Annotated in this window: 20 protein-coding genes; 7 read left to right on the forward strand and 13 right to left on the reverse strand. The window is 71.6% G+C overall.

All coding sequences use genetic code 11. The features are described 5' to 3' along the window. Positions 1-85: 85 nt before the first annotated feature. Both ACN269_RS04125 and ACN269_RS04130 read left to right on the forward strand, forming a co-directional pair. A complete protein-coding gene (locus ACN269_RS04125) occupies positions 86-2,863 on the forward strand; it encodes a BTAD domain-containing putative transcriptional regulator (protein WP_421471091.1) in 2,778 nt (925 codons plus the stop codon). Positions 2,864-2,978: 115 nt separating this feature from the next. After that, a complete protein-coding gene (locus ACN269_RS04130; protein ID WP_421471092.1) occupies positions 2,979-3,659 on the forward strand; it encodes a CHAP domain-containing protein in 681 nt (226 codons plus the stop codon). 574 nt (positions 3,660-4,233) lie between these two features. On the opposite strand, the gene ACN269_RS04135 is transcribed toward ACN269_RS04130, so the two are convergent. From ACN269_RS04135 to ACN269_RS04145, 3 genes are all read right to left on the reverse strand, one after another. Further along, complete coding sequence (locus tag ACN269_RS04135; RefSeq protein ID WP_421471093.1) at positions 4,234-4,761, reverse strand: site-specific integrase; 528 nt, start codon at positions 4,759-4,761, stop codon at positions 4,234-4,236. Between the two features lie 1,289 nt (positions 4,762-6,050). Beyond that, on the reverse strand, positions 6,051-6,638 hold the full coding sequence (locus tag ACN269_RS04140; protein WP_421471094.1) for a hypothetical protein: 588 nt from the start codon (positions 6,636-6,638) through the stop codon (positions 6,051-6,053). 341 nt (positions 6,639-6,979) lie between these two features. Beyond that, positions 6,980-10,006: a Tn3 family transposase gene (locus tag ACN269_RS04145; protein WP_421471095.1), complete on the reverse strand. Its 3,027-nt coding sequence runs from the start codon at positions 10,004-10,006 to the stop codon at positions 6,980-6,982. Between the two features lie 345 nt (positions 10,007-10,351). Between ACN269_RS04145 and ACN269_RS04150 the strand changes: the two genes are divergently transcribed. Together ACN269_RS04150 and ACN269_RS04155 are read left to right on the forward strand one after the other, a co-directional pair. Next, positions 10,352-11,065: an AraC family transcriptional regulator gene (locus tag ACN269_RS04150; protein WP_421471096.1), complete on the forward strand. Its 714-nt coding sequence runs from the start codon at positions 10,352-10,354 to the stop codon at positions 11,063-11,065. 57 nt (positions 11,066-11,122) lie between these two features. Then, positions 11,123-11,782 carry a dihydrofolate reductase family protein gene (locus ACN269_RS04155; protein ID WP_421471097.1) on the forward strand — a complete coding sequence of 220 codons (660 nt, stop codon included), beginning with the start codon at positions 11,123-11,125 and terminating at the stop codon, positions 11,780-11,782. 11 nt (positions 11,783-11,793) lie between these two features. Here ACN269_RS04155 and ACN269_RS04160 read toward each other — a convergent pair whose 3' ends face one another. From ACN269_RS04160 to ACN269_RS04175, 4 genes are all read right to left on the reverse strand, one after another. Further along, on the reverse strand, positions 11,794-13,263 hold the full coding sequence (locus tag ACN269_RS04160; protein ID WP_421471098.1) for an FAD-dependent monooxygenase: 1,470 nt from the start codon (positions 13,261-13,263) through the stop codon (positions 11,794-11,796). A gap of 189 nt (positions 13,264-13,452) precedes the next feature. Next, positions 13,453-14,235 carry an ABC transporter permease gene (locus ACN269_RS04165; protein WP_421471099.1) on the reverse strand — a complete coding sequence of 261 codons (783 nt, stop codon included), beginning with the start codon at positions 14,233-14,235 and terminating at the stop codon, positions 13,453-13,455. Between the two features lie 25 nt (positions 14,236-14,260). Beyond that, a complete protein-coding gene (locus tag ACN269_RS04170; RefSeq protein WP_421471100.1) occupies positions 14,261-15,019 on the reverse strand; it encodes an ABC transporter permease in 759 nt (252 codons plus the stop codon). 14 nt (positions 15,020-15,033) lie between these two features. Further along, the gene (locus ACN269_RS04175) at positions 15,034-15,993 is read right to left on the reverse strand and encodes an ABC transporter ATP-binding protein (protein ID WP_421476191.1); all 960 of its coding nucleotides are present in this window, start codon (positions 15,991-15,993) and stop codon (positions 15,034-15,036) included. A 128-nt stretch (positions 15,994-16,121) separates the two neighbouring features. Between ACN269_RS04175 and ACN269_RS04180 the strand changes: the two genes are divergently transcribed. Then, positions 16,122-16,601 (forward strand): hypothetical protein, encoded by a 480-nt coding sequence (locus tag ACN269_RS04180; protein WP_421471101.1) that lies wholly within the window; start codon positions 16,122-16,124, stop codon positions 16,599-16,601. Between the two features lie 11 nt (positions 16,602-16,612). Here ACN269_RS04180 and ACN269_RS04185 read toward each other — a convergent pair whose 3' ends face one another. Then, the gene (locus ACN269_RS04185) at positions 16,613-17,599 is read right to left on the reverse strand and encodes a helix-turn-helix domain-containing protein (RefSeq protein WP_421471102.1); all 987 of its coding nucleotides are present in this window, start codon (positions 17,597-17,599) and stop codon (positions 16,613-16,615) included. A 54-nt stretch (positions 17,600-17,653) separates the two neighbouring features. On the opposite strand from ACN269_RS04185, the gene ACN269_RS04190 reads away from it, so the two are divergent. Beyond that, positions 17,654-18,229, forward strand: a complete 576-nt coding sequence (locus tag ACN269_RS04190) for a maleylpyruvate isomerase N-terminal domain-containing protein (protein ID WP_421471103.1) — start codon at positions 17,654-17,656, stop codon at positions 18,227-18,229. Positions 18,230-18,438: 209 nt separating this feature from the next. Here ACN269_RS04190 and ACN269_RS04195 read toward each other — a convergent pair whose 3' ends face one another. Beyond that, positions 18,439-19,722, reverse strand: coding sequence for an MFS transporter (locus ACN269_RS04195; protein ID WP_421471104.1), 1,284 nt, complete (start codon positions 19,720-19,722; stop codon positions 18,439-18,441). A 121-nt stretch (positions 19,723-19,843) separates the two neighbouring features. After that, the gene (locus tag ACN269_RS04200; protein ID WP_421471105.1) at positions 19,844-20,329 is read right to left on the reverse strand and encodes a DUF1992 domain-containing protein; all 486 of its coding nucleotides are present in this window, start codon (positions 20,327-20,329) and stop codon (positions 19,844-19,846) included. A gap of 194 nt (positions 20,330-20,523) precedes the next feature. On the opposite strand from ACN269_RS04200, the gene ACN269_RS04205 reads away from it, so the two are divergent. Beyond that, entirely contained in the window at positions 20,524-21,174 is a 651-nt protein-coding gene (locus ACN269_RS04205) for a LysE family translocator (RefSeq protein ID WP_421471106.1), read from the forward strand. Positions 21,175-21,186: 12 nt separating this feature from the next. Here ACN269_RS04205 and ACN269_RS04210 read toward each other — a convergent pair whose 3' ends face one another. Genes ACN269_RS04210 through ACN269_RS04220 form a run of 3 tightly spaced genes read right to left on the reverse strand, consistent with a single transcriptional unit; the run spans position 21,187 to position 24,007 of the window. Continuing rightward, positions 21,187-22,005: an SDR family NAD(P)-dependent oxidoreductase gene (locus ACN269_RS04210; RefSeq protein WP_421471107.1), complete on the reverse strand. Its 819-nt coding sequence runs from the start codon at positions 22,003-22,005 to the stop codon at positions 21,187-21,189. Then, positions 22,002-23,303, reverse strand: a complete 1,302-nt coding sequence (locus ACN269_RS04215) for a flavin-containing monooxygenase (protein WP_421471108.1) — start codon at positions 23,301-23,303, stop codon at positions 22,002-22,004. The genes ACN269_RS04210 and ACN269_RS04215 overlap by 4 nt, the downstream gene beginning before the upstream one ends. Positions 23,304-23,362: 59 nt before the next feature. Continuing rightward, positions 23,363-24,007, reverse strand: coding sequence for a TetR/AcrR family transcriptional regulator (locus tag ACN269_RS04220; protein ID WP_421471109.1), 645 nt, complete (start codon positions 24,005-24,007; stop codon positions 23,363-23,365). Positions 24,008-24,044 lie beyond the last annotated feature (37 nt).

The raw sequence follows: 24,044 nt of genomic DNA on the forward strand, positions 1-24,044 counted from the left end.
TCTCCGAATACAATGGAGAGGTTTCTTGAGAAAACCTTGAATCGCCTGGTCAGGCCAGGAGCGGCGACAGCGGGGGACGGTGTCGGTGAGGTTCACGCTGCTCGGCGAGGTCGAGGCGGAGATCGACGGCGAATGGGTCGATCTGGGCCACGCTCGGCAGCGCAGCGTCCTGGCGATCCTGCTCATCGAGGCGAACCGCGTCGTGCACGTCGACCAGTTCCTGGAACGCGTCTGGGCCGGCAATCGTCCGCAGCGCGCCGTGAATTCGCTGTACAGCTACCTGTCCCGCCTGCGGTCCTGCCTGGCCGGCACCGACGGCGTCGAGATCTCCCGCCGCTCGGGTGGCTACCTGCTCAGCGTGGACCCGGCCGCGGTCGATCTGCACCGGTTCCGCGCCCTGGTCGCCGAGGCGCGCGCCGTGCCCGACGACGAGGCGGCACTGGGGCGGTTCGACGAGGCCCTCGGCCTGTGGCGGGGCGAGCCCTTCACCCGGTTGGACACCCCGTGGCTCAACGAGACGCGTGAGGCGCTCACGCAGGAGCGACGGGCCGCCGAACGGGACCGCACGGATACCGCGCTCCGCCTGGGCCTGCACGCGTCCCTGCTGCCGGACCTCCTGCGGGACGCGCCGGCCCATCCGCTGGACGAGCGCCTCGCCGGGCAGCTCATGCGCGCCCTCTACCGCTGCGGTCGGCAGGCCGAGGCACTGGAGCACTACGACCGGCTGCGCCGGGTCCTCGCCGACGAGACCGGCGTCGACCCCGGCCCCGACCTGCAAGCGCTGCACCTGGGCATCCTCAACGGTGACCCGGCACTCGCCGCGCCGACGCCCGGCACGACGGCGGTGGCCCCGCCGGTCCCCCGGCAACTGCCGGCCCCACCGCCGTTGTTCACCGGCCGGGTCCGCGAACTGGCCACGCTGTCCCGCCTCGTGGAGGGTCACGCCGACGACGCGGACGCCGTCGCCGTCGCGGTGATCGGTGGCACCGGCGGCGTCGGCAAGACCTGGCTCGCCCTGCGCTGGGCGTACGACCACCTGGACCGTTTCCCCGACGGCCAGCTGTACGTGAACCTGCGCGGCTTCGACCCCGCCGCCGAACCGGTGCCGCCAGCGGTGGCCCTACGCGGCCTCCTCGACGCCCTGGCCGTACCGCCCAAGGCGATCCCGACCGGCGTGGACGCGCAGGCCGCCCTCTACCGCACCCTGCTCGCGGACCGGCGGATGCTGATCGTGCTGGACAACGCCCACGACACCGAGCAGGTCGCCACGCTGCTACCCGGCAGCCCCACCTGCACCGTCCTGGTGACCAGCCGTCGCCGCCTGGGCGGCCTCGTGGCGCAGGGCGCGCAGGGCTTCACCCTGAACGTGCTCACCGACGACGAGGCCCACCATCTGCTGTCCCGCCGGTTCGGGCCGCGGCTCCTCGCGGAGGAACCCGACAGCGTCGCCGCGCTGTTGGCCCGATGCCACGGCCTGCCCCTGGCCCTGAGCATCGTCGCGGCCCGCGCGGCAATGCACCCTGATCTGCCGCTGCGGGCACTCGTCGAGGAGCTGTCCGAGGAGGCCACGCGGCTGGACGCGCTGACCACCGGCGACCTGAGTGCCGACCTGCGCGCGGTCTTCGCCTCCTCCACGCGCGCCCTGCAACCGGAGGCGGCCCGGATGTTCCGGCTGCTCGGGCTGACCCCCGGCCCCGAGGTCGGCCTGGGGGCCGCGGCGAGCCTCAACGGCCTCTCCCCGCAGCAGACCCGGCCGCTGCTGCACGACCTGCACGAGGCGCACCTGCTCCACCAACAGACGTCGACGCGGTACCGCCTGCACGACCTGGTCCGCCTGTACGCCGCCGAGCAGGTCGAGCGCGACGCCCCGGACAACCGGCAGGCCGCCCTCGTTCGCATGCTCGACCACTACCTGCACACCGCCCACGCGGCTGCGTGCCTGCTCGACCCGGCCCGCGAGCCGATCACGCTGCCGCCCGCACCGCCCCAGCTCACCCTCGATCCGGTAGCCGACCAGGCGCAGGCGCTGGCCTGGTTCCAGACCGAACACGCCGTGCTGCTCGGCATCCTGCGGCAGGCCGCCCGCGACGGGCTCGACGCGTACACCTGGCAGTTGGCCTGGACGATGGAGAGTCACCTCGACGAGCAGGGGCACTGGCGCGACTGGACCGCGACGCAGCTCGCGGCGTTGCGGGCCGCGCGGCGGCTCGGTGAGCGGCGCTGGCAGGCGTGCTCCCACCGCAGTCTGGGGGTGGCCCACACCCAGCTCGGGGAGCTGGACGAGGCACATCGGCACTACCAGGCGGCGCTGGCGCTGTTCGAGGAGTTGGGCGACCCGGTCAGCCAGGCGCACACTCACCGTGGGCTCGGCTGGGCCTTCAACCAGCAGGACCGCTGGTCCGACGCGCTGCGCCACAACGAGTTGGCCCTTGCGCTCTATCGCGACGCCGGGCACCGGGCCGGGGAGGCGCTGGCCGTCAACAACGTCGGGTGGCTCCACACCCAACTCGGTGACCATGGCGCGGCACTGGCGTACTGCGAGCGGGCGGTCGAACTCGACCAGGAGGTCGGCGACCAGCACGCCGAGGCGGGCTCCTGGGACAGCCTGGGCTACGTGTACCACCACCTGGGCCGCCACGCCGAGGCCAACGCCTGCTACCAGCGGGCTCTCAAGCTGGTCCGCAACTTCCGGGACCGGTACAACGAGGCGGAGATCCTGACGCATCTGGGGCAGAGCCACGCCGCCGCCGGCGAGGCGGAGCAGGCGCGCGAGTTCCTGCGGCAGGCGGCGACGATCCTTCGCGAACTCGACCATCCGAACGCCGAGACGGTGGCCACCGCGTTACGTGACCTCGGCGGCTGACCGCCTCCGTAACCATCGCCGAAGAGGAAAGTCATGACTTCCTCAAGGCCCGTCCAAGCCGGCACGCCGACGCTTTCTGACGTCCCCCTTCGTCAGTCAGAAAGCAGGAGAACCGATGAGACGGATCCGTATGGCGCTGGTCGCGGCGGTCGCCCTCGCGGCGTCGACCCTCAGCGTGGCCAGCCCGGCGTACGCCGCGGGCGACACCCAGCTCGGCATCGACGTCGGCAACATCGCGTGGGAGCAGTACACGTCCACCAACGCCGACGTCCAGGCACGACTGTCCGAGACGTCGACCGAAGACTGCAACTTCTACAGCGGCTTCTGGGCCGACCCGGCCAACGACCGCTACGACGGCACGGCGTCCACCTACGGCAAGTGCGGCAAGACCACCAACGGCTACATGTACCGCGACGGCACCAAGGCCTGGGGTCCGGTGGCGTGGCGCAAGCGGCCCTGGTGCGCGGACTTCGCGAAGTTCGCCTTCTACTGGGGCGGCGCGAAGTACACCGGTCTCACCGCGGCGGCCGGCAGCTTCCGGACGTACGGCATCAACAACGGCACCTGGCACGGACGCGGCAGCGGCTACGTCCCGCGCAAGGGTGACGCGGCCGTCTACGACTGGGACGGCAACGGCACCTACGACCACGTCGCGATCGTCACGTCGTACTACGACACCAGCACGGACGGCAACCACTACGTGGTCGGCGGCAACCAGTCGGACGGCGTGACCCACCCGCAGTACAGCAACTGGGCCTCGTCCATCGTCGGGTACGCCTCACCGGCCGCGAAGTAGACCGGCTGACGACACCGGCTCCGGGCCTTCGGGTCCGGGGCCGGTGTCGAACGCGACCAGCGCCCGAAAGGGCAGCCGTGCAGCGTGGAGCGGCGGCCGGTGCGTCTCTCTAGTGGGAAGCACTGACGGGAGCGGGCGTGTCGTTCGAGGATTTCGTGGCGGGGTACGGCCGGTCGCTGGTGCGTCTGGCGTTCGTCCTGAGCGGCGACCGAGCGGCCCGCCGACCTGCGCGCAGAAACCGGCGTCGCGGTGCCCGACCCGGCCGACGCGGTCGCCGCCCGCCGGGGGCGGGACGGGCGACGTCACGTCCGAGGATGGCCCTGCCTATCCGGTCGGCACCCGGTTGCTCGTGTCCGGCACGCCCCGCTGGGGTGGCGCGCCGCTCGCGGACTCGATCGCGTGGGGCTGTGGCTTCACCCGGTACTACAGCCCTTCGGCCCGTCCGTAGTTTCCAGACCAAAAACAACGCTAAGCAGTTGATCAAGGCCCACACCAGGGGCGGCTGCCCAGACATGGCGAGTCGCACGGGGAGCACTTCGCCGCTTTTCGTGGTCCCGGTAGGTGGGACGCGTCGTCAGTGTCGGTGCCGTCGGTGGTGCTCGTCGTTCTCGGCGGTGATGCGGGCGGAGGTCTCCTCGCCGAGCCGGACGTAGATGCCGAGGGTGGCCAGGTGTCGGTGGCGGGATTTGGCCTGCAACTCGGCGGCGCTACGTCCTTTGGCCGCGAGGTGGGTTAGCCCGGAGTGGCGCAGTTGGTGGAGGGTGTGCCCGGTGCCGTGCGGGTCATGAAGCTGGGATGCCTGCTTGAACAGGTACTCGGCGCGCGGGTAGGACAGCCGGCCACGCCCGGTGTCGGGGCAGACGTCGACCAGGGCCGGCGTGCGGCGCCCTGCTACGGGTGCGCGCCGGTCGGCGAGGAACACCGGCCCGGCGGCGCGGCCGGCCAGCAGCCGGGGTAGTAGGCGTGCGGTGGGGGTTTCCCAGTGCACGTAGGCGCGGTCGCCGCCTTTCTCGACAACCAGGGCGCGGCGGAACTCCATGTCGAGGTCGGTCACGTCCAGGCCGAGGATCTCCTGGGCGCGGGCGCAGGTCTCGTAGAGCATCCGCCACAGCACCCGCTCGCGTAGCGGGTTGCGGTCGTCGGTGAACAGTCGCTCCAGGCGGGCGCGCGGGATGGCCTTGTCCCGGGTGCGGGTGACCTTGCGGCGTTCCAGACGGCGGCCGGGGTCGGTTGGTCAGCCAGTCTTGGCGGCGGCAGTAGGCGGTGAACGAGGTCAGCGCGGACAGGTGTTTGTTCCAGGTGTTCGCGGCGCCGGAGTCCCAGCGGGTCATCGTCTGCTCGTACAGGTGCGGGGTGAGCGCGGCGATCGGCGTCTGGTCGCCGGCGGTCTCGCGGAGCCGGCGCAGGGTGTCGGTGTAGGCGGCGCGGGTGCCGGGGTCGTCGCGGAAGCGGTCGAGGAACGCGTCGACGGCGACCACGAGCGCGACCGGTCGGCGGGTGGTCGGCAGCGGGATCACGGACACCCTGGTTACCTCTCTCGCTGATGTGACACAGAATGTGGCCGAGTCGCCTCCACCTCCGTGATGGCGGGCCGCAGGCGGCGGTGGGTGGTTCGTCGGTGCTGTGACAGAGAATACGGAATTCTGTGTCACAGGGCAGTTAACGGCACCCCCACCTTCCGGCGTGCGTGACTCGGTGGTTGCATCGGAACGGCCCGAGAGCGTGATGCTGCTCTCGGGCCGTTCCGATGCTCGGCGCTAGGCCGACCTGCGCTCTTACTGGTCTGCTCCGGTGACGACGCAGTACACGCTCGCTTGGTGGTATTCGGTGCCTGATGAATCCACCTGGCCGTCGACGTCCACGTCAACCTGATTGCGCCAGGAGATCAGGGCGCCTGTCGAATCGCAGGTTCGGCGCGCGGTCGACCGGTTGTTACTCTCCGACTTGGGCTTGAGCTGCGTCGAACCCGAACATGCCTTACGGCGCCATGTGCCGTCCGTGTAGTACTCGTAGAGGCAGTTGGTGACGTGAGCGGTGGCTCCTGTGCAGTCGCCCTTGTTCCACTGCCCGTGCCCAGAGACGTCCGGAGATGACCAGTGAGGGTCGTCAGGCAGGGTGACGGGAGTGCACCCGATCGCCGCCGTCGTGTTTCCTGTTCGCCAAGGGATCGATCTCTCGGCCGTTCTCGTCGACGTACCGCGCCTGGTCTGCGAGGCCCGCAGGTGCGAGGCCCGGGACGGCATCGGCGTAGGAGACAACACCGTCGACCCGGGCTTGCGCGGCTGCCGGTACGGTGAGACTGACACCTCCAACCGCCACAATCGTCGCGACCGCGACCCGCACGGCCCCTGTTGCGTACCGTTTCACTATGCCTCCCCTGTGGTTGGTGGTTTACCGATAGGCAGGGAAACGCTCGGTGGGCATTGCCTGGACCACGTCGAGGCCGACGGTGTCCAGCAGCCTGTCGATGGCAGCCTGGTCAGCGCCTATCCCTGCCCAGTGGGGGTCGACGTCACTGGTGAAACACCACCGGCGATCGGCCGGCCAGACGAAGGCGGGGACCGGAGCGGAATCCCCGTCGAACGGTTCGGCGCGGCCTTCGAGGTAGTCCGCGAGCCGGCCGGTGAACAGGACGTACCGACGGTGCGGCAGGGTCACCAGCGGGCCCTGCCGCTCGGCCGCCGACAGGGCGCCTCCGGCTACGCCCTCCCAGACGCAGAAGAAGCACTGATCAGGCGTCGCCGTGAATGGTGCGAGGACGTGCAGCGCGCGTCGCGCCTGCGGCACCCACAATTCGCGGTCGACCGGAACATCGGCGTCGGTCTCGCGCTGATCGGGCGACGTCGGATCGGGGATGTACCGCAAGCGGGCATACGCCTCGTAGTCAGCAGGCCCGAACGTGATCAGATGCTGCGCCGGAGTCCGCGAACTCGCGAGCCAGGCCGCAGCGGCCGTGTCCGTCGAATGTCTCAGCACCATGTCTCTTGCGGCTCCCCGTCGTCGTTGACGTGTTCGTTCAACCGCCGCTCTCACGTTTCCGGAGCTGACGGAACCGTCCGTGCATGTCTGCCCACAATAGGTAATGACGGTGCCCCTCGGTCCGCAATCCGGACTTGATTTAACGCAGCGAGATCCTGGCCGTGCCAGCGGTGGGGATACATACACGTCAGCGGGCAGCCTCTGGTTCTAGAACGAGACGCCGCAGATCCTGGCCGACGTCGGCCAGGACCCGCGCGGCGAGGTCCGCCGACCCGTCGGCCGGCCGCCGTCGTGAACCTGCGGGCTGCGCCCGGCGGAGGACCGTCAGGCGCAGCCCGTGCTCAGCGGTTTGCCGCCGTGGCCTCGGCCAGACGCAGCGGCCGGTACCCGTCGGTGTCGAGCTGGGCGAGTTCACCGTCGATGTCGACCGAGTGGGTGCCGTAGAAGTGGACGTTCTCGTGGTGGGTCGGCCAGATGTGCGCCAGGACCTCGTCGTCGACCTGGCGGTCGTCGCGGCGTAGCGCGCCGACGGCGAGGCCGTGGTACTCGGTGGACCAGCAGACGATCGCGTTGGTGGCCAGGGTCAGGCACCACATCTGTTCGGTCTGCTGCTCGTGGTGGCGGCGGCGCAGCGCTCCCTCGCCGGCGTACGCGAGGGAGCGACGAAGGGCGTGCAGGTTCTCCCCCTTGTTCAGCTGCCGGGAGATCCGCCGCCGGTACGTTTCGTCGGCCAGGTAGCGGGCGGCGTATACCGTACGGCGCAGCGCCCCGTACTCCTTGATCGCGCTGGTCAGCGCGTTCTGCTGCCGCTTCGACGAGCACAGCTTCCCCACGACCAGCGCGGCGGTCGCGTGCCCGCCCTGCACCGAGGCGGCGACGCGCAGCAGGTCGTCCCAGGTGCTCGTTATCAGGTCGGTGTTCAGGCGACGGGTCAGCAGGCCGCCCGCGCGCGGGTAGCGGGCGAGGAAGTCAGCGTTCGGGCCGGTCCGGTGGAGGGTGATCTTCCCGAGGTCACGGATGCGCGGCGAGAGCTGCTTGCCGACCAGGTCGAACAACGCGAAGTTAGCCAGCGTCGCGCCGTGCGTGTCGGTGGCGTGCTCCAACACGGCCAGGTCGGTGGCGTTGCCCAGCAACCCGTCGAGCACGTAGTGCGACTCCGGCGCGGTCGCCACGATGACCTTCGTGTCGAAGGTCGAGTGCTGGTCAGAGACGTGGGTGTAGGTGGACACACCCTGCCCCCGGGCGAAGTACCGCGACAGGTGCCGCGCGGTGATGCTCTTGCCCTTGACCGGGAACCGCTGCCCGTCCGACGACGACAGGGTCCCCGATCCGAACGCCTGGGTCAGCGGGAGCCGGTGGTGGTAGTTCACCACCGCAGCGTTAGCCGCCTCCAGCGTCTCGGGGCGGAAGTACCACTCGGCGGTCCACGCCAGGACGTCGTACGGCACGCCGCAAGACTCGGCCATCGCGGACAGGCCCATGTTCGTCGCCTCCGCGATGATCACGTACAGCAGGTTGCGTTTCAGCTCCGCCGGCCGGCTCACCTTCCCGCCCGCGTGCACCAGGTGATCGGTGAACCCGGTCCGGGCGTCAACCTCCACCAGCACCGACGCGATCGGCACCCTCGGCAGCATCCCGGCCAGCTCCGCGCGCAGCGCGTCGGCCTCGGCGGGCACGTCCTCGGCGGTCAACGGCGGGATGATCAGCTCCCCGTCGTCGGTGAGCCGCACCTCGCCCGGGTTGCCCTTCGCCAACTGCGTCTCCAGATCGGCCAGGGCGGTGTGCAACTCGTCCTCGGCTTGGGCGAGCGCGTCAGCGGCCTCGATCGGTTTGCCGACCAGGTGGCAGAACTGCACCTTCTGCGGCGCCCACGCCTGCGGGGTGAGCAGGAACGACGCCGGATCGGCGTAGCGGCGCGATCCGGGCACGAACACGTCACCGGAGCGCAGGCCGTCGCGCAGCCCGACCAGCACGGCGATCTCCCAGTAGCGGCGGTACGCGGTGACGTCACCGGCCTGCTCCGTTGCCACGAGGTAGCCGGCCCACTTCGTCGGCACGAACCCGACCGGAGCGCCGGCCGGGACCTTCCGGGCGCCGGTGGCGTACAGCTCGGTTAGCACGCTCACCGCCTGGAGCAGCTGCTCGGTTCCGGGCCCGCCGGCGAACTGCACCACCGCCAGCACCGCCGGGGCGAACTGCCGCAGGTATGACATCGACGCGTCCAACATGCTGAGCTGGCCGTGGTCGCGTGGCAGCCGCTCACGGCGCTCGGCCCACGCCGCCCGCATCCGGTCCATCCCGATCCGACCGCGCAGCAGCGTGCCGATCTGCTCGTCGCCGATCCCGGTGTCGAGCACAATGGTCAAGATCTCGTCCAGCAGCGCCTGCCGGTTCTCCCCACCCTTCGCCCGCTCCGCCAGGGCCTCGGCCACCTTCTGCTTCGCCGCCGCCTCCCGACCGGAAATCGCCTGGTCGAACAGCAGCAACGTCTCATCCAGCACGTCGACCGCCGACTGCGCCAACAGGGTCAGCAGGATCGGATACCGGCGCTCCGGCTCACGCCGCTGCAACGCCTGCCCCGTCAACCGCCGCCCGACCCCGGCCAGAAACCGGCGCCGCTCCGCCGGCAGCATCGACAGATCCAAAGTGTGCGCGTCCAACCGGCGCAGGTAGGTCAGCTTCTCCAACTCCGCCTTCACCGCCGCCGGACTCGACGACGTCGGCCCCACACCCAGCCACGCCAGCGGCGTCCGGCCCAGGTAGGCGTGCGGGACCAGCAACAGGTCCAGCTCCGCGCACCGCCGATCGGTGAGCAGGTGCCGCACCCGCGACCACGTCTCACCCCGAGCGCGGGCCCGCGCCGCAGCCACCCGCCGCAACAGGAGGATCACCCCCGGCCGCACCACCCGCGACGACAGCAGATACTCGCAGGCCAGCCGGAACAGCAGCTTCGGCGAGTCGTGCTCCATCGCGCGGGCGAACAGGAACTCGTCGAGGTCCTTCCACTCGGCGGTGTCCATCGACCGCCAGCCGGCGTAGCCTGCCACCTCCCGCAGATGCCCCGTCCGGGTCTGCTCCCGCTCGCCGTACCCGCGCAGCTCACCCATCGCGATCCCGAGCCACTGCGACAACCGGCCCACCACGGCCGCCGGTGCCGCCGCGACGTCGTCGGGCACGAACCCGAGCCACGGCAGCGTGCACAACTGCACCGCCACACCCAACACGTTGCGGCCCGTACGGAACTGGCGCACGAACGCCTCGTCCGCACCGGTCAACGTGAAGTACCGGATCAGCTCCGCCCGGTTGATCTCCGGGAACCCCCGAAGCCGTGCCAGATCCTCCGCCGAGAACACGTCCTGAGTCGCCACAACCCCACCATCCGAGCATCGACCGTCACCGAACGGGACGGGACGCTACGGCCGGGCAGAGAGCTTGATCAACCCCCAGTTCTTAGCGTTGTTTTTGGTCTGGAAACTACGGACGGGCCCCTTCGGTGGCGGCCGACTGGGCCACCGCGACGCGATGAACGCCCGGAAAGCCGTCGTTACACCAGCGTAAGTGCTTACGCATCTTAACTGTCATTATGGTGCTCGTACGTTATGCCCTGTTTGTGGGGATGGATTAGCGGATTGTTGTTACCGACAATCCGATAACTTGCCCCTGGTTCGGTCGCCTAGGCTCAGGCACTGACGTCACAACAGTTCGGGGGCCCCATGGCGTTGCGCTTCGAGCATCGTCCGACCGAAACGGACGTGGCCATCGTCGACCGGGTGTGGCGCACCACCAGCGACGCCGAGGACACGATGACGTCCGTGGCGCGTACGTGCTGCCACCTGATCGTCACGCGGACGGCCGGGCAGCTCCTCGTCACGCTGCGCGGGCCGGAGACTAGGGCGACCACGGCACCGGTCCCGCCGGACGCCGAGTTCCTCGGGATCCGGCTCGCCCTCGGCGCCGTCGTCCGGCCACACCCCGCAGCCTCGATCGTCGACAGCCACGTGTCCTTCCCGGTGACGCGCTCGGGTCGGGTGATCATCGGCGGCGAGGACTGGGAGACGCCGACGTACGACAACGTCGAGCAGTTCGTCCGACGCCTGCGCGACGCCGGACTGGTGGTGCCGTCCCACCCAGCGCACGCGGAGCCCGACCGGCACCGGTCCACCCGCACCCTGCAGCGGCAACACCGGGCCGTCACCGGACTGTCGCAGACCGCCGTGACCCAGATCGACCGGGCGAACGCCGCGGCCACCATGCTGCGTGACGGCCTCGACTGGCGCACCGTCGTCGACACGCTCGGCTACTTCGACCAGGCTCACCTGGCGCACGCGCTGCGACGTTTCGTCGGACACACCGCTCGGGGGCTGGGGGCGGACGACGAACCGACGATGTCGTTCCTGTACAAGACCGACCCGCGGCCCGGCAGCTAACCTCCCTCGGCCGGCCGCCGGAGGCGGCCGGCCGAATTCGACCGACGGAGGAGAACCATGCTGCTCAGCGTCAACGTCTTCGTGAGTCTCGACGGCGTCGTGCAGGGACCGGGCGCCCCGGACGAGGACCGCTCGAACGGCTTCGACCGGGGCGGCTGGCTCGTCCCGCACATGTCCGCGCACACCAACGAGGTCGTCGAGGGCTGGTTCCGTGCGGCGGACGCCTTCCTCTTCGGCCGCACGAGCTACCACCTACTCGGCGGGTACTGGCCGAAGGTCACCGCCCCCGACGACCTGATCGCCACCAAGCTGAACACCCTGCCGAAGTACGTCGTCAGCCAGACCCTGGCCGACGCCGACGCCGACTGGAACCCGACGACCGTCCTGCGCACCGGCATCGTCGACGCGGTGCGCCGGCTCAAGGAACGCCCGGGCGGGGAACTCCAGGTGCACGGCAGTTGGCAGCTCGTACAGGCGCTGCACGAGGCCGGACTCGTCGACCTCTACCGGCTGCTGCAGTACCCGGTCGTCGTCGGAAGCGGGAAGCGCCTGTTCCCGGACGGGTCGACGCCCGCGACGTTCGCTACCGCCGACGACGGCGTCCGTGTGCTGCCCGGCGGCGTCGTCTCGCTGACCCTGACGCCGGTGGCCCTCGGCCACCTCTCGACGGGCGAGTACACGGTGGACGAGGGTCGCTCGGTGGCGGTCCTCGGCTGACACCGACTGACTCACTCGGCGGGCCCGCCGAACCAGCGCACCAGGTGGTCGTCCAGGTCCCGCTGGCCGTCGCCGATCCAGACGACATGACCGTCGGGACGCATCAGGACGCCCGGAGCGTCGAGGTCCGCGCTCGGATCCACGAGGTGGTCGACCCGGTCCGACCAGCCCCCGGCGGTCAGTCGCCCGGTGCGGTCGAGCAGCAGGCCACGGCCGCGATGCAGCAGACCGTAGAGGTTGCCCTGTCGCACGTCGACGTCGGGCAACCGGCGGCCGAGCAGGTCGGGGCCGTCGCCGACGTCGTAGCGGATGCCGGTTCCGGTGATCTTCTCCAGGAGATGGCGGTTCACCTCGTCGAAGTCCATCAGCTCGCTGAGCAGTCGGCGTACGGCCTGGGCGCCCGGCTCGTCGGACAGCAGGTGCGTCTGGGCGCGGGTGTTGTCCAGCACGTCTGCCGCGACCGGACGACGTTCGGCCTGGTAGGTGTCGAGCAGGGTGTGCGGGGCCCAGCCCCGCACCTGCGCGGCCAGCTTCCAGCCGAGGTTGACCGCGTCCTGGAGGCCCAGGTTGAGGCCCTGACCGCCGATTGGTGGATGGATGTGGGCGGCGTCGCCGGCCAGCAGGACCCGACCGACCCGATAGCGGTCGGCGAGCCGGGTGGCGTCGCCGAAGCGGGACATCCAGCGCGGCGAGTGCACACCGAAGTCGGTTCCGGCGACGGCCCGCAGTTGTCCTCGGAAGTCCTCGATGACGGGTGGTACCGCGCGGTCGCTGACGCCGGCCGCCGGGACGACGACGCTGTAGACCCCGACGCCCGCGGGACGGACCCAGAACCGGTGCCGGGGTCCGCCGAGCGCGGCGACGGTGGCGGCGATCTCCTCCGGTGGGACGCCCGCTTCCATCTCGCCCATCAGCGTCTCGGCCCGCGTGGGCTCGCCGGGGAAGCCGACGCCAAGGAGCTTGCGCACCGTGCTGCGGCCGCCGTCACAGCCGACGAGGTAGCGGGTGCGCAGCTGTTCGCCGTCGGACAGCTCGACGGTGACGCCCTCGTCGTCCTGCGCGAGACCGGTGACCGTCCGGCCGCGCCGGACCTGCGCGCCCAGGTCGGTCGCGTGTTCCGCGAGCAGGCGTTCGATGACCGGCTGGCGGATGCCCAGCAGGTAGGCGTACGGGGAGTCCAGCCCGGTGGGCGCGGGTTTGTCGATGGCCGCGAAGAAGCCGGCGGCCGGACGTCGCCGACCGTGCGCGAGCATGCGGTCCAGGAGTCCGCGCATCGCCAGCACCTCGAGGCTGCGGATGTGCAGACCGACGATGCGAACGGCCGACGGGGGTTCGGTCTCCTTCTCCAGCACGAGGACCCGCACGTCGTGCAGGCGTAGTTCGGCGGCGAGCATGGCGCCGGTCGGCCCGCAGCCGACGATGACCACGTCGAACGGGTGGGGCGGCGACGTCAGGAAGGGGTCGAGATCAGTGGAGGACACAGAAGCGGCCTTTCGGGAGTGCCTTGGTGAAAGGCGCTCCCGGCGACGATTACGTCAGTCGCCCAACCGTGACGGCGAGGGGAGCACCCACATCGAACCAGCGGTCATGGGTCTCACCTCCTCGGACGGTGTCGCGGTCGACTGCAAGCTACCGCCCGCGCGACGGCGCGTCCAACTCTTTTGCGCCGTTCACCGCAGCATCGCCCGGGTCATCCGGTGCGTGGCCACCCACATCGCGATCGAGCCGAACGCGACGAGGTAGAGCGCCGCGCTCAGCAGCCCCCAGCCGAGGTGACCCAGCGCCGGTTCCCGGACGAGCTCGATGCTGTGGTAGAGCGGCAGGGCCTGGATGAGGGGCCGCACCGCCTCCGGATAGACCGAGAGGGGGTAGAACGTCGTGGCGAACAGGTACATCGGCAGCATGAACAGTTGGATGTACTGGAAGTCGGGAAAGTCACGCAGGTACGTCGTGACGGCCAGCCCACCGGCCGCGAAGGCGTACGCGATCAACAGCGACGCCGGCAGGGCCAGCAGCGCCCCGGCCGAGGTGACCAGCCCACCGATCGCCATGACAGCCAGGAAGCCGACCGACGTCAGCAGGGCGTTGATCATCGCGCTGGCGACCTCGCCGACGGCGATGTCGGTGACCGAGAGGGGTGTCGGCAGGATCGCCTCGTAGGTCTTCTCGATCCGCATCCGGTGGAAGACGCCGAAGCTGGTCTGGTTGAACGCCGTGTTCATCGCCGTGGTGGCCAGGATCGCGGGGGCCACGTAGGCGGCGTACGGGACGTCGACCCCGGGGACGGTGCCGACGAGCAGCCCGACGCCGACGCCGATCGACAGCAGATAGAGGATCGGTTCGACGAGCGCGTTGAGCAGCGGAGTGATCGAGCGCCGGTAGATCATGACGTTGCGTTCGACGAGCGCGAGCATGCGGCGGCGGGTCCAGGCGGGTACTGCGACGCTGGTCATGGTCTCTCCACGAGGCTCGGGGTCGTCACGGGTGCAGCCGGCGGCGGTAGGTGACACGGGCGACGAGGAAGCCGCCGATCGCGAGCGCCAGCAGGTACGCGACGTGGACGCAGCTCGTGGCGATGGTGGCCGTGCCGAGGCTCACCGTGCGGCACAGTTCCACCCCGTGCCACAGCGGCAGCAGGTAGGACACCGGCCGGATCCACTCCGGTAGCTGGGCCACGGCGAAGAAGGTGCCGGAGAACATGTAGAGCGGCATGATGACGAACCGGAACACCGTGTCGATGTGGCGCAGCGTTCGTACGCCGACCGCCCACGCCGCGGCCGGCGCCGCGAACGCGAGCCCGGTCAGCGTCGCGCCGAGCAGCGCCCCGAGCGCCCACCGGGCCTCGATCAGCCCGAACGCGGCCATCACCGCGACGAACGCGCCGCTGGTGATGAGCAGCCGTACGGCGATGAAGAGCAGGTGCCCGGCGGCGAGCTGCTCCGGCTCGATCGGTGTCGGCGTCGCGCCCCGGTAGGCGCCGAAGCCGGCGGCGCGGGCGACTCCCCAGGACGCCTCCAGGAACGCGTTCTGCATCGCCGCGGCGGCGAGCATGCCCGGCGCGAAGAACGCCGCGTAGGACACGCCGGTGACCTGGGCGGGCGCGTTGTCGTCGACGAGGGCGCCCAGGCCGGCCCCGATACCGACGAGGAACAGCAACGGGTTCAGGACATTGGTGACGATCGTGCCGCGCCAGGTGCGGCGGTAACGGGTGAGCCAGTATCGAAAGGCGTGCAGCACGAGTGATCCCTCTGCTACTCGATGAGCGATCGGCCGGTGAGCGTGAGGAACACGTCCTCCAACGTCGCGCGGCGGACCAGGGCGGTGAGCGGGGTGAGCGAGAGGGCGTGCACCGTGGCGAGGGCGGACTCGCCCTCGGCGCAGTAGACGAGCGTCCGGTCCGCGAGCGGTTCGACGCGGCCGTCGGCGGTGGCCAGCGCCGAGGTCCGGAGTTTCTCCGCCGCGGTGTCCCGTTCCTCGGGGCGGAAGCGGAGTTCGAGGACCTCCCGGGTGGCGTATCGGGTGATCAGGTCCCGGGGCGAGCCCTGCGCGACGATCCGACCCTGGTCGACGACGATCAGGCGGTCGCAGAGCTGCTCGGCTTCGTCCATGTAGTGGGTGGTGAGGATGAGCGTGACGCCCTCCTGTTTGAGCTGGAAGAGCCGGTCCCACAGGATGTGTCGGGCCTGTGGGTCGAGGCCGGTGGTCGGCTCGTCGAGGAGCAGGATGTCGGGTTCGTTGATCAGGGCTCGGGCGATCGTCAGCCGCCGCCGCATGCCGCCCGACAGCGTCTCCACCTGGTCGCCGGCCTTCTCCCGAAGGTGGGCGAAGTCCAGCAGCCGGGTCGCCCGGTCCCGGATGACGGCCCGGGGCAGGCCGAAGTACCGCCCGTAGATGTGCAGGTTCTCCTGGACGGTGAGCTCGTTGTCCAGGTGGTCGTCCTGGGTGACGACGCCCAGCCGGGCGCGGATCTGCGGGCCCTGCGTCACCGGGTCCATGCCGAGGACGCGCAGGCTGCCGCCACTGATCGGCGATGTCGCGGCGATCATCCGCATGGTGGTGGACTTGCCGGCGCCGTTCGGCCCGAGAAGCCCGAACGCCTCCCCCCGTTGCAGCGCGAAGTCGATGCCGTCGACCGCGCGGAACTCCGCTGTGGACCCACGTCGCGGATAGATCTTGGCCAGGTTCCTCGCCTCGACGAGGGGTTGCTCGATCACCCGAGCAGCCTACGGAAAACAAACTGAGGCTTGCAAGATTAATACCGATCACTGAAAATTGCGGACTATCCGTGGTGTCGCCGTGGTTTGACCCTCGACCTGCTCGAGGCCCGAGCATCGGCGACATGACCGACCAGATGGCTCCCGACCCGACCATGACCCGCATCGTCGAGGCGGTGCAGCTCGGCCAGACCGGCAACACCGCCGAGGCCCGCGACCTGCTCAGCGCGCTGTGGGACGAGCTCGACCCCACCCGTGACGCACTGCACCGCTGCACCCTGGCCCACCACCTCGCCGACCTTCAGGACAGCCTCGACGCGGAGCTGCGGTGGGACGAACGTGCCCTGGCGGCGGTGTCCGAGGTGACCGACGAACGCGCCCGACGCCACCTGCCCTCACTCGACGTCCGGGCGCTCCTGCCGTCGCTGCACCTCAACCTCGCGGACTGCCACCGGCGACTGGGCAGTCCCGGCCCGGCTCGGGAGCACCTCGACCGAGCCCGGGAGCACCTCGACCAGCTACCGGACGACCCGTACGGCGAGATGATCCGCGCCGCCGTACGGGACTTCGACGCGGACGACCCGACCGAGCACCGGCGGCGGTAGCGGCTGCCGGCTCAGCGGTCCGGCGCCGTGTGGGCCGCCCGGTACGCCTGCGGTGCACGTCCGTAGCGGGCGCGAAAGAGACGGCTGAAGTGCGCCTTGTCCGGGAATCCCCAGCGGGCGGCGATGAGGTGCACCGGCTGTCGCGCGTGCACCGGGTTGCCCAGGTCCCGTCGGCACCGCTCCAGACGCTTGGCCCGGATGAGCTCGGCAGGTGTCGTCGACTCGCCTTCGAACAGGCGGTGCAGGGAACGCAGGGAGATGTGGTGGGCGGCGGCGACGCTGCGCGGGTTGAGTTCGGCGCTGCCGAGGTGGCGGTCGATGAAGTCGACGACGCGGGCGCGCAGCGCGGTCTGCCGTGTCTCCGGCGCCAGCACGCCCTCGATGTCGAGGCGCTGCGCGAGCATCGCGGCGAGCAGGTCCAACGCCATGCCGCCCAGCATCTCGGCCTGGTCCGACGCGTACTGCTCCGGGTGCGCCGCGATGCTGCGCAGGTGGTGGGCCAGGAGCCCGGCGACGCCGAGACGTGACGGCATCGGTGTGGCCAGCAGACGCCGCACGCGATCCGGCGGCAACGGCAGCGCCGCGTACGGGATCTGCACGGTGATCGTCGTGGCGAGACCCGGGCCGTCCGCCCGGTGCCGGGCGATGTGCGGACGGGCCGTGTCCAGCAGGGTGAAGTGACTGGCGGCGACGAGTGCCGTCTCGGTGCGATCCTGAACCAGGGTGCTGCGCCCGGTCAGGGGCAGCGTGAGCTGGTAGATGTCCGCTTCCTGCCGGCGGACCAGGCCCGCGGGTCGGGTGGCGTCCAACGAGGGGTACCGCAGCGAGGCCAACCGGATCCGGCCGAGGTCGATGGCCTGGACGTACGCGACGAAGTCGTCCAGCCGGGCGCTGGTGATGTGCACGGGCCCCGTCTCCTGGGCCACCAGGGCGTACCAGAACTCGAACCGGTCCGCCGGCGGCAGTACGGTCGTGTCGACTACCAGGTTGGGCAACATGGTGTCCGCCTCCCCCGATCACGAGGATGGATTCTTGCACGCATCGACGTACGCATGTCCGTGGTGACCGGCGCCGATGTCCGGGCGGCCGCCGACGAGATGACCCGGGTGCTGCACCCGCACCGTGACCGCGACTGGTCGGTGCCGGCCGGCTCGGTGACGTGGAGCTGTTGGACGACCGCCGCGCACGTCGCGCACGACCTGCTCGGGTACGCGGGTCAGGTCACCGGCCTGGCGCAGGACAGCTACCTGCCGTACGACCTGCGGGTCTCCCCCACGGCGGGCCCGGCGCGGGTGCTCGACGTGGTGCGTGCCTGCGCCGGGCTGCTCGCGGTCGCCGTCGAGTCCGCCGAGCCGACCGCGCGGGCCTGGCACTGGGGTCCCTGTGACCCGGCCGGGTTCGCCGCGATGGGGGTGGCCGAGACGGTGCTGCACACCCACGACATCACCCTCGGCCTCGGCGTGCCGTGGCAGCCGCCGCACCACCTGAGCGCGCTGGTGTTGCGGCGTCTCTTCCCGGACGCCCCACCCGGCGACGCGCCCGACGTGCTGCTGTGGATGACCGGCCGGGGCGAGCTGCCGGGCCGGGCGCGGCGGACGTCCTGGCGGTGGCAGGCCGCGCTGGACTGATCGCCCGCCGGGTCGGGCGGGTGATGCGCTGGTCGAGGGACCGACGATCAGCGCATCACCCGCGCCTGCTCTGTGGAACGCCGTCAGCGCCCGCGGGGATGCCGGCGGCGTGCCGGGTCACGGTCAGGTCCAGCTGATGCCACGCTCGCGAACGCCACGCATGCGCTTCTCCTTCCCCCTGAGGGCGGCCCCGTGTCCACCCGACGCCCTCAGCGTCGACCGCCGCCCACCTCGGCGGAAGGGCTCTCGGCGTTCGGAGTCGTTCGAGTCTGTACGAACCGGCCCCCGAACGGCGTCGACCGGGCCGCACGTCTCCAGAGTGGACCGAGCGCGAGCACTGCCACCACGCCCGACAGTCCGCTGAACCCGACCACCGTGGTGGCCGCCCACCGGTCGGCGGCCAGTCCCGCCAGCACCATCGCCGTCCCCTGCAGGCCACTGAGGCCGGTGACGGCGACGCCGAACGCGCGGCCCCGGTACACCGCCGGCACCGCCCGGCCGAACAGGGCGTTCAGCGGGACGGCGAACGCGCTCGCGGCCCCGGCCACCGCCAACAGCAGGAGCAGCACCCACAGCGGCGGAACGAGCCACGCGGCCGTCAGCACGCCGGTGGAGAGCGCGGCCAGGGGCAGGATCAGCCGCGGTCGGACCGCCGGTGGGCAGAACCGGGTCAGGGCGACCCCGCCGAGCGCCATACCCGTCGGCGCGGCGGCCAGCAGCACTCCCACCGTGGCGGCGTTCCCGCCGTACTGCCGGGCCAGGGGCGCCATCAGCCCTTCGGCGGCGTAGGTGAACGCGCTGGCCGTCCAGAGGACGAGCACGTAGGCGCGCAGCCGGGGGTCGGCGGCGAGTACCCGCAGTCCGTCCAGGCGACCGGCGTGGACCCGGTCCAGCGGCGCCGGGGGTGTCGGGCGGGCTTGGACGCCGCGCGCGATCAGCAGGGCGGAGACGAGGAACGTGCCGGCGTCCACCAGCAGCGCGCCCCGCAGCGACAGCAGCGCCACCAGGCTCCCGCCGACGGCGAAGCCGAGCACCTGCACGACCTGGGCGCAGATGTTGTCCACCCCGTTGGCCACCGCGTACCGGTCGCCGTCGAGCACGTCAGGCAGCAACGCCGCCCGCGCGGCCACGAACGGTGGCCGCATCAGGTTGACCGCGAAGAGCATCGCCACCAGGGCCGGCGCGGGCACGTCCGGCAGCGCCGCCACCGGAACGAGGGCCGCGCGGGCCAGGTCACACACGATCAGGACACGCCGCCGGGGATACCGGTCGGCCAGGCCGGACAGCAGCGGACCGCCGACGAGCCACGCCAGGTAGGAACTGGCGTACGCGGCGGCCGCCAGCGCCGCCGATCCGGTGCCGTCGTAGACGAGGTACGCCACCGTGACGGCCGTGAGCTGGTCGCCCGCCAGGGACAGCAGGTACGCGCCGAACAGGTGGCGATACTCGCGTACCGCGAACACCTCGGCGTACGTCGCGGCGCGCTCGCTCACGTCGCCCCCGTATCCCGCGCCTGCCGTCAGGCCGCCCGGTGCCGACCGTAGCGTCGGCGCAGCGGACGAGGCCGAAAGCGGGTGTTCGGGACCGTACGGACCTGTTCGGGGCAGCGGGGCGTCAGCGCCGGCGGCGCCAGCGCAGCCACCAACCCCGGCGGGTTCGGCGGGCCGGGGCGACGACGGTGGCCGGCTCGGTGGCGGCGGCGGTCACCTGCCGACGGGCGCGTTCGGCCCGCCAGCTAGCGACCACCTCGTCGACGTTCACCGGCCGGACCACGACCCGGGGCCCGTCGGGGTTGCGCAGCCAGGCCACGACCTGCGCGTTGAGCTGCCCCACGAAGGCCCGTACGGCCTGTTCGGTGGGCAGGTCGCGGACCTCGTCGGGGACCTGCTCGATGCGTCGACGCAGTTGCAGCGGGGTGGGCAGCAGCAGGTCACTGGGCAGCTTCTCGCGCTCCAGGAAATTCTTGATCCACCACGACTCGTCGTACGGCATCCCCCGCCCGGGGATGGGCTTGCCCATGCCGGGCAGGTTGTCGAACTCGCCGCGCTGCGCGGCGCCCCGGATCTGCGCCTCCACGGCCGCGTCCCATGCCTCGGTCACCCTGCGGCACCTCCTCCGGCCACCGTAACGTGCCGCCTCCGACCGGCGACACAGCCCGCAACAGGTCAGCACGGGCGGGCCGGCGACCATTCCCGCGCGCATCGCGGCAGGCCACCGCCTCGCAGGTGGCTCTGGGTCACCGGTCGCCGGCCAGCCTACCGTCGATCGGGGCGACGGCGAACGGGGGCGATGTCATGGTCGATGCGGGTGCGCTGCTGGGTATCGCGCTGGTGGCGTTGGGTCTCGTGCTCACGCCCGGCCCGAACATGGTCTACCTGGTCTCCCGGTCGGTGGCCCAGGGCCGCCGGGCAGGCTTGCTCTCGCTGCTCGGGGTGGCCGCCGGCTTCGGCGTCTACCTGGCCACGGCCGTGGCCGGTCTGGCCGCCGTGTTCGTCCTGGTCCCGGCGCTGTACATGGTGGTGAAACTGGCCGGCGCGGGCTACCTGCTGTGGCTGGCGTGGCGCACGGTGCGCCCGGGCGGCGGGTCTCCGTTCACGCCCACGCCGCTGCCACCAGACCGGCCATGGCGGCTGTTCACCATGGGCCTGGTCACCAACCTGCTCAACCCGAAGATCGCCATTTTGTACGTGTCGCTGCTACCGCAGTTCGTCGAGCCCGCGCGGGGGCAGGTGGCGGCGCAGAGCCTGCTGCTCGGCCTGACCCAGATCGCCGTCGCGCTCAGCGTCAACGCGCTGATCGTGCTCAGCGCGGGGGCGCTGGCCGGGTTCTTCGCCCGCCGGCCGATGTGGCTGCGCGTCCAGCGGTGGGTGACCGGTACGGCCCTCGCCGCGTTGGCCGTCCGTATCGCCGCCGACCGTTCCCGCGCCGCCGTCGCCGTACCCTGATCCGGTTTGTCCTCACCGCCCCCGGTGGCGGCGGACCATCCCGGCGGCCAGCGGCGCGGCGTCCAGGTCGCCGGCGGCGAGCCGCGCCGCGAGGGTACGGCGGACCATCCGGTCGGCCAGCGCGGGTGCGTGCCGGCCGACGGCCATCTCCAGCCGGCCGCGTCGGGTGGTCGCCACGTCCCGGGGTGCCCGCCGGGCGGTGGCGGCGCGCAGGATCGCGGCGACGACACCCTCGACGGGCTCCGGTCGGGACACTCCGCGCAGCGACAGGCCCGCCTCGGCGGTGCTGTCGTGGATCGGTGAGGCGACCATGCTGGGGTAGACGACGCTCACGCCGACGTGGGTGCCCACCTCGTGGCGCAGCGCGTCGGCGTACGCGACGAGGGCCCGTTTACTGACCCCGTACGCGGCGGCCAGGGGCAGCGGCAGCACCGCCATCCGGCTCGCCACGAAGATCACCCGCCCGCGCGCGTCGAGCAGGGCCGGCAGCGCGGCGGCGGTGGTGCGCCAGGCGGCCAGCAGGTTGACCTCCAACTGCTGGCGGACCACCTCGTCCGGTGGCAGCTCCGCCGGTGCGGGACCACCCACCCCGGCGTTGTTGATCAGCAGGTCGAGCCCGCCGAGCCGGGTGACGGCCTCCCGCACCACAGCGGGGACGGCGGCCGGGTCGGTCAGGTCGCAGCCGAGCACCGGCACGTCGTCGTCCTCGCGGGCGCGCAGGTCGAGCCCCACCACCCGGGCCCCGCCGGCGGTCAGCGCGGCACCGAGGTGTCGGCCGAAGGTGCCGCTCGCGCCGGTGAGGAGAACCCGCCGGCCGGCCAGCGCCGTCACCGGCGTGCTCCGGTCTTCAGTTCCCGGGTCAACTCGGCCAGGTACCCGTCGAAGTCCACCCGCATCGCCGGGCGACGGTGCCCCCACCGGGCCGTCGCCGCCCGCAGCTCGGCCCGGCAGGCGGCCCGCTGCCGGTCCGGATCGGGCAGGGCGTACCGGCCGGCGAGCTGCGCGGCGACCAGCTTGGCCTGCGCCTCGACCAGCGGGAACGCGGAGCCGGTGGACTGCATCAGTCCGACGAACGTCAGGCCGGGGGCCTCGGGGTGGAACACGTGCCGGTACAGCGCCAGGGTGTCGGCCCCGCCGCCCAGCAGCTCGGCCGGCAGGAACCCGATCTCCACCCGGTAGCCGGTGCACCACACGATCAGGTCGACCTGGTCGGCGCGGCCGTCGGTGAACTCGACCCGGTCGCCGTCGAGGGCGGCGACACCGGGGCGGGCCTCGACGTCGCCGTGGGTGAGCCGGGACAGCAGGCCGTCCGAGAGCGTCGGATGGTCCTGCAGGAAGCCGTGCGTCGGCGCGGGGAGCCCGTAGCGGGCGGGGTTGCCCACGGCGGCGGCGAGCATGGTCTGGGTGATCCGCTGGCGCAGCCGCCACGGCAGCCGGCGGGCCAGCGCCCCGTTGAGGGTGTCCGAGGGGCGACCCAGCAGGTACTTCGGTACCACCCAGACGCCCCGGCGCAACGACAACAGGGTCCGCTGCGCGGCGTACGAGGCGTCCACCGCGATGTCCATCGCCGAGTTGCCGCCACCGACGACCAGGACGCGCCGGCCGGCCAACTGCTCGGGGCCGCGGTAGTCGTGGCTGTGGATCTGCTCGGCGGTGCTGGTGCCGGGGTACGGCGGGTCGGGCAGGCGGGGCACCCGGTTGTGGCCGTTGGCGACGACCACGGCCTCGACGGTGACCTCGACCGGCCCGTCCGGCCCGCTGGCCGTGACCGTCCACGTGCCGTCCGCCCGACGGGTGACCCGCTCGACGGTGTGCCGCAGCCGGATGGCGTCGCGCAGCCCGAACCGGTCGGCGTAGTCGGCCAGGTAGCCGGCGACCCGGGTGTGGTCCGGGTAGTCGGGCCAGTCGGCGGGCATCGGGTGGTCGGCGAACTCGGTACGGCCCCGGCTGGTGTTCAGGTGCAGCGTGCGGTACGCGGGCGAGTCCGGCGCCCCGTACACCCAGAGGCCACCGACCTGGTCGGTGGCCTCGAAGCAGACCACGGGGACGGCGGCGTCGCGCAGCGCCTTGACGGCGGCGAGACCGGCCGCGCCCGCGCCGATGACCGCAACCCTGGGTTCTGCCCGCATCGCCGCTCCCCCGCCCTAATCCAACGTCCGATGGATAATCGTCGGGCGGCGGCGGCCCGTCAACCCGTCGGTCCGTACAGCGCGGTGAGCAAGCGGTGCACGAACGCCCGGAACTCGCGGCGTTCCCGGGCCGCCGGCACGCCCGCGGCCAACGCCACGACGTGTCCGTGGGTGGCCCAGACCAGGCTGCGTACGGTGACGTGTGGGGTCGGCTCGGCCAGCGCGCCGGCCGCCGCGGCGGCGGTCAGCAGGTCCGCCACCAGCCGGTAGAGCGGCGCGGCGTAGCGCTCGTCCAACTCGGCGTGCCGCTGCGGCTCCAACCAGCGGCGCAGCCACAGCGCGGTGGTCTCCGGGTGGTCCTGCAGGAAGTCCACGAACACGTCGACCAGGTCGTGCAACGCCCGCCGCGCCGCGTCCGGGCCCGCGTCGAGGGCCGTGCGGGCCCGCTCGGCGGCCTCGGTGAGGACCTGCCGCTCCACGGCGAACACCCGCGCGAAACACGCCTCGTAGAGCGCCGCCTTCGTACCCGTGTGGTGGGCGACCGTGGCGACGTCGACCCCGGCGGCGGCCGCGACCTCCCGCAGCCCGACGGCGTCGAAGCCCCGCTCGGCGAAGAGCGCGGTCGCGGCGGTGAGCACCACCTCGCGGGTCGGTCTTCTCTCGTCGCGCCGAGGTCGACCCGGACGGCGTCGGGGCATGGTCATGGCCGCCATTCTGCCCCTAGAATCCAGCAACTGTTGG

It is taken from the genome of Micromonospora sp. WMMD736, from assembly GCF_049179015.1.
Lineage (GTDB): Bacteria > Actinomycetota > Actinomycetes > Mycobacteriales > Micromonosporaceae > Micromonospora.